This is a genomic window from Myroides albus (genome assembly GCF_009711045.1).
GTDB lineage: Bacteria > Bacteroidota > Bacteroidia > Flavobacteriales > Flavobacteriaceae > Flavobacterium > Flavobacterium album_A.
The window spans coordinates 1-5,715 of sequence record NZ_WMJX01000081.1 but is presented as its reverse complement, the minus strand read 5'-3'; the positions used below and the strand labels follow the sequence as shown (position 1 = coordinate 5,715).

4 protein-coding genes are annotated in these 5,715 nt (G+C 36.0%); 2 read left to right on the top strand and 2 right to left on the bottom strand.

Annotation, left to right across the window (positions count from 1 at the left end):
• Positions 1-222 precede the first annotated feature (222 nt).
• Positions 223-1,512, bottom strand: a complete 1,290-nt coding sequence (gene kynU / locus GJV76_RS15085; RefSeq protein ID WP_155093416.1) for a kynureninase — start codon at positions 1,510-1,512, stop codon at positions 223-225.
• 48 nt (positions 1,513-1,560) lie between these two features.
• On the bottom strand, positions 1,561-2,571 hold the full coding sequence (locus tag GJV76_RS15080; RefSeq protein ID WP_155093415.1) for a hypothetical protein: 1,011 nt from the start codon (positions 2,569-2,571) through the stop codon (positions 1,561-1,563).
• 117 nt (positions 2,572-2,688) lie between these two features.
• On the opposite strand from GJV76_RS15080, the gene mnmE reads away from it, so the two are divergent.
• Positions 2,689-4,080 (top strand): tRNA uridine-5-carboxymethylaminomethyl(34) synthesis GTPase MnmE, encoded by a 1,392-nt coding sequence (gene mnmE, locus GJV76_RS15075; protein WP_155093414.1) that lies wholly within the window; start codon positions 2,689-2,691, stop codon positions 4,078-4,080.
• Between the two features lie 180 nt (positions 4,081-4,260).
• Complete coding sequence (locus GJV76_RS15070; RefSeq protein ID WP_155093413.1) at positions 4,261-5,394, top strand: site-specific integrase; 1,134 nt, start codon at positions 4,261-4,263, stop codon at positions 5,392-5,394.
• The last annotated feature ends 321 nt before the right edge of the window (positions 5,395-5,715 follow it).

Genomic DNA, 5,715 nt, shown 5'->3' with positions numbered 1-5,715 from the left:
GCTTTTTTTTGCTTTTTCTTATATCGAACTCACGTTAACTTACTACCAACGATGCGGATTTGCTTTCTTAGGCTTATCCAAACTAAATGACACGGAAGGTTTACCCAAGCATTACGACAATGCTATAGTCAGTTTATTTGAGATTTCACTGTAGCACATACAAAAAAGCAAGCTAATAAAGATTCTTTCTTAGCTTGCTTTTCGATTTATGGAATGAAATGATTAAGTAACGATTGACTTGTGTGTACTGTACTTTTCCCACACTTGATCTTGGGCAATTAGCGCCAATTCTTCCACCAACAAGTAAACCTCTTCAAAGGTATTGTACAAGGCAACAGGGGCCAACCTAATAATATCTGGCTCTCTGTAATCAGGAATAAAATTGCGTTCTTTTAAAGCCAGGCAGATTCTATAGGCTTGTTTATGCACCAAAGCAACATGTCCTCCTCTACATTCATCCTGCTGTTGACTAATGTAACTGTAGCCCCACTGACTTAACTTGTGGTCTATCAAATACATCAAATAGGCGGTTAACATAAGCGATTTCTTGCGTATGCGATCCATACCTGCCTCTTGGTAAATATCCAATATGCCTTCCAAGGGTGCCATTGAAAACATATTAGGTGTTCCTGTTTGAAAAGCTTTGATATCAGCAGCTTGTTCAAAATTGTGTTTCAGCTCAAACTGAGTCTCATCGCTATTTCCAAACCAACCAGCAAGTCCTATTTCTCTTCCAAAGTGCTTCCTATTTACATAAATACCAGCTGTCGCACCAGGACCAGCTGAAAGATATTTGTAATTGCACCAGATCGCAAAATCAGGTTGGACTAAATTGAAGTCATGTTCTACAGCTCCAATAGAATGACACAAGTCAAAACCAATGATAATTCCCCTTCGATGAGCCTCTTTTGTCAACTTATCAAGGTCCAAAAGCTGTGCACTGCGATAGAGAACAGAAGGCAACAAAACAATCGCTACATCTTCTGTCATGGCATCAATGATACTTTGCTCGTCTAAAAACATCCCGTCTTTACTACTTACAACTTTAATCACATCTTCGACCTGCATCCCTTTTAGCTTAATCTGACTATCAATCGCGTAACGATCAGTTGGAAAATTTAAATCGTCTACTAATATCTTATAGCGCTGTTTGGTTGGTTTCCAAAATGTTGCTATTATCTGATGAATATTCAAAGTTGTATTAGCCGTAACAATTACTTCATCACTATTTGCCTTTATCAGTTTTGCCAATCGAGCACCTAACTTTTTGCCGTAATTAAAATAGTAACCTTCATCTGTATTCCAAATCAATATTCCTTGTTTCTTCCATACCTCCATGACTCTTAACAAGGCCTTTTCTGCATCAATCGAGGCAAGGCCTAATGAATTGCCATCCATGTAAATCTGATTGTTCTCAAGTGGGTAGAATCGCTTCTTAAAACTACTTAAAGAGTCATTTTCATCAAGTGACTTAGCATAGTCCAAGGTGGGGTTAAAATTGTTGTTTGTCATAAGTTTATTCTATTTTTTCAAGATTCTGCGTTTGATTGTTGTTGTTTACTATTTAGATTCCACTTGGGGATGTAAGCCAAAGATAGCTTCATAATCCAAGGTAAAATTTCCTTTTTTAATTGTAATTTTACTCTCTCTTAAGGAGAGAACCTCTAACACTACGTAGTCATTCCAAAATTGCTTTGAAATGACTTCTCCTTTCTTATATCCCTCTAATTTGGGCGTTACCTGCCAATACGCTGTAAACAAGTTTGCCACAAGATCAGAATTCCCAACGATTTCAACTGATTGAACAAGGGTTGCGCCTTCTGAATACGCACCGTAGATGTTATTATCTCGCTTTATGTGATAAGTAACGTTTAAATACTCACCTTGACGCGTTGAAATCCCTGGTACGTATTTTTCGATAATTTTACTTTTTTGTCTTAGCTGTTCTTTGTAAGCCATGCGCATTTGTCCTTGTAAGAAGGAAGTAAAATTCATTGTCACAAAATTGTAATCAAGATTTCGAAAAACGGTAAAATAATCTTGACCAAAATGCCCCTTAAGAGCATTAGCAAGATTGTCATATCCCCGTTTTGACTTTTCTTGAGCAGTCAGTTCCCTATTGCTTTCAATTGGAACCTGTCCATTTCTTTGTTGAGTGTTTTCCGTACTGTAAACTGCCTGATTTTGATTGGTCTCTTGGGCTAAAGAAATACCTTCTCTCCCCTCTATGTCAACATCAAGTAATAATTCAGCTGCAGTAATTTGATTCAGCCACTCCTCCTTATAACAGGCAATACATATAATTTTCTTTAAGCGAATTTGGTTCTCTGTCGTAGCCATTGTCAAACTTTGCTTGACAAGCTCATTAATAGCAGGATTCTGAATATTGGGATCTTGCTGTTGTAACAATATGGCATTATTATCTAATACCTGTTCAATTTTCAATAAATAAGGAAGGGCTTTATTGGAAGTCTTTTTTACTTGAGTTTGTTCCTTCTCAGTCATTCGAAATGTCTGAGCTTGTCCCCAAAAACACATACACAAACAAACTATTGTTGCTACTATTCTCATTTTGCCTTTTATCTTAATACTCAAATATACAAATAAATAGTAGCGAGCCTTGCAGTGATCTACAGCTAATTTTAGTTTACTGAATTAATATTATCTTTGCCAGATAATTCAGCATATATGATATTACAAGATACAATAGTAGCATTGGCAACCCCATCTGGTGCAGGTGCTATTGCCATCATAAGAGTTTCGGGTAAAGATGCTATCACATTAGTAAACGGTATCTTTAAATCGATTAAAAACAAAGACCTGACAAAACAAAAAACACATACGCTACACTTGGGGCATATCGTAGATGGAGATCGCGTTTTGGATCAGGTGTTAATCTCTATTTTTAAAGGTCCTAATTCCTATACAGGAGAGAATACAGTAGAGATATCTTGCCACGGTTCTACCTTCATCCAGCAACAAATAATCCAATTGTGTCTGCGCAAAGGTGCTAAGATGGCCCAAGCTGGGGAGTTTACCATGCGTGCCTTCTTAAACGGTAAGTTAGATTTATCACAAGCCGAGGCTGTCGCTGACTTAATCGCTTCTGATAACGAAGCAAGTCATCAAATCGCAATGCAGCAAATGCGCGGGGGATTCTCAAGTGAGATTGCTAAACTACGCGAGCAGTTGTTGAACTTTGCCTCGTTGATTGAATTAGAACTTGATTTCTCAGAGGAAGATGTGGAATTTGCAGATCGTACGCAGTTTAAAGAACTAATCGACCGCATAGAATTTGTGCTAAAACGCCTTATCGACTCTTTCGCAGTAGGTAATGTAATTAAGAATGGAATCCCTGTAGCTATCGTTGGAGAACCTAACGTAGGGAAATCAACTTTATTAAATGCTTTACTAAATGAAGAGCGCGCTATCGTCTCTGATATTGCAGGGACAACCCGTGATACGATTGAGGATGAATTAGTAATCGATGGTATTGGTTTTAGATTTATAGACACCGCTGGTATCCGCGAAACAAAAGATGTGGTAGAAAGCATTGGTATCCAAAAGACGTTTGAGAAGATTGAAGCGGCTCAAGTTGTTATATACCTAATCGATGGAGCTAAATTAAACAGTAGTTCTTTAGATGAAATAAAAGTTGAGTTAGAAAAACTCAAAAACAAGTATCCACTAAAACCACTACTTGTAGTTTGTAATAAAAAGGATTTATTATCAGAAGAACAAATCGCTTTATATCATGCAAACATTGATAATCTGATGTTGATGTCTGCAAAGGAGAATGTAGGTGTAGAGGAGCTAAAAGAGGCTCTATTAGGCTTTGTTAATACTGGTGCTCTACGCAATAATGAAACAATCGTAACCAATACGCGTCACTACGATTCTCTTCTAAAAGCTTTGGAGGAAATCGAAAAAGTGAAATGGGGACTTCAGACTAATTTATCTGCAGACTTAATGGCTATTGATATTCGTCAGGCTTTATATTTCTTCGGTGAAATAACAGGGCAAGTTACGAATGACGAATTGTTAGGTAATATTTTTGCGAACTTTTGTATCGGTAAATAACCTGTCTTTTTAATACTTTTATTTGATTTGAAATACTTTGAAAATCAAATAGTTATGTGTTAAATATTTTTATAAGATGTCCTTATTTTCTATATTTAGTACCGCATTTGTACCACACTTTAAAATTATGTGGTACAAATGTGGTACAAAATGAGTCTCCCTAACCTAATATAGAAAATTATGAACATCACACTTAAACAACGAAAATTACCAAGTGGTAAGATTAGTCTACATATTGAATACTATAAAGGATTTGAAGTTTCCTTAGAAGGTAAAAAAAGGCATATCAGAGAATTCGAAAACCTAAAACTCTTTTTACACGGTGCTCCTAATAGTCCAAAGGAGAGAAAGGAGAACAAAGAAACCCTTCAAATGGCTGAGAATATCTTAGCTATTCGACAAAGTGAAAACCTTAGAGGTAAATATGGAATTAAGAATAAGCACAAAGGGCAACGTTGCTTCTTGGACTTCTTTCTTGAGAAAACTGAAGAAAAATATGAAAGTCCTAAAAACTACGGAAACTGGACGGCTTCTTTTCTTCATTTAAAACGCTGTATCTCCCCTACTTTTACTTTTGATGAAGTAGATGATGAATTTTTAAAGAAAGTCAGACATTACTTTGATACAAAGGCGCTTACTAAAAGTAAACTTCCTCTATCCTTAAACTCAAAATATTCTTATCTAAACAAATTTAGAGCTGCGCTTCGATTAGCCTTTGAAGAGGGGTATCTAACGATTAACTATGCTCAAAAGGTAAAGAGTTTCAAACAAGCTGAAAGTCAAAGAGAGTACCTTACGTTTAATGAAGTACAAAGTCTAGTAAAAACTGATTGTAAATACGAAGTACTTAAACGGGCTTTTTTATTTTCTTGTTTAACTGGTCTTCGCTGGTCGGATATTAATAAGCTTGTTTGGTCTGAGGTAAGAGACGAAGATGATGCTTGTAGAGTCATCTATAGACAGGAGAAAACGGAAGGTGTTGAGTATCTCTATATCTCTAAACAGGCAAGAGAACTCTTAGGGGAAAGGGAATCACTGAATCAACTCGTTTTTACTAATCTTAAATATTCTGCTATTTACAATAATGAAATTGTTCGTTGGTGTAACCGAGCGGGGATTCACAAGCATATTACCTTCCATAGTGCGCGACACACCAATGCGGTACTGCTCCTTGAGAATGGAGCGGATATTTACACGGTTTCCAAGCGTCTAGGACATCGTGAGATTAGAACGACTCAAGTCTATGCCAAGATTATTGATAGTAAAATGAAAGAGGCCTCTGAGCTTATTCCAGAGCTTAAGTTTCGGTTTTAAATTTAGGGGTTGATTACAGATTATAATTACAATAAAGCCAAGTAGTACTTGAAAGTACACTTGGCTTTAGTTTTATCCTAGTGTTTAATTTCATAACGCTTTACCCTTACAGAAAAGAAAAATCTTACTAAAAAGAGTAGAGTTTAATCTTGAGCTCATTATCGAAATTTAGATAAATTAGGGGTGATTTTATTACCACAATACTTATACATTCTTTTTCTTAGCAGGCTAATCTAATAAAGTATTAAAAAAAGTTACCCGAATTGGAAAATAATTTGTAAATCTGTATAAACCATTTAAATTATGAAATTGAAACCTATA

Excerpts from the sequence above, each read along its gene's own strand:
- GJV76_RS15080 (WP_155093415.1), bottom strand. The coding sequence starts at position 2,571 with ATGAGAATAGTAGCAACAATAGTTTGTTTGTGTATGTGTTTTTGGGGA.
- mnmE (WP_155093414.1), top strand. The coding sequence starts at position 2,689 with ATGATATTACAAGATACAATAGTAGCATTGGCAACCCCATCTGGTGCA.
- kynU (WP_155093416.1), bottom strand. The coding sequence starts at position 1,512 with ATGACAAACAACAATTTTAACCCCACCTTGGACTATGCTAAGTCACTT.
- GJV76_RS15070 (WP_155093413.1), top strand. The coding sequence starts at position 4,261 with ATGAACATCACACTTAAACAACGAAAATTACCAAGTGGTAAGATTAGT.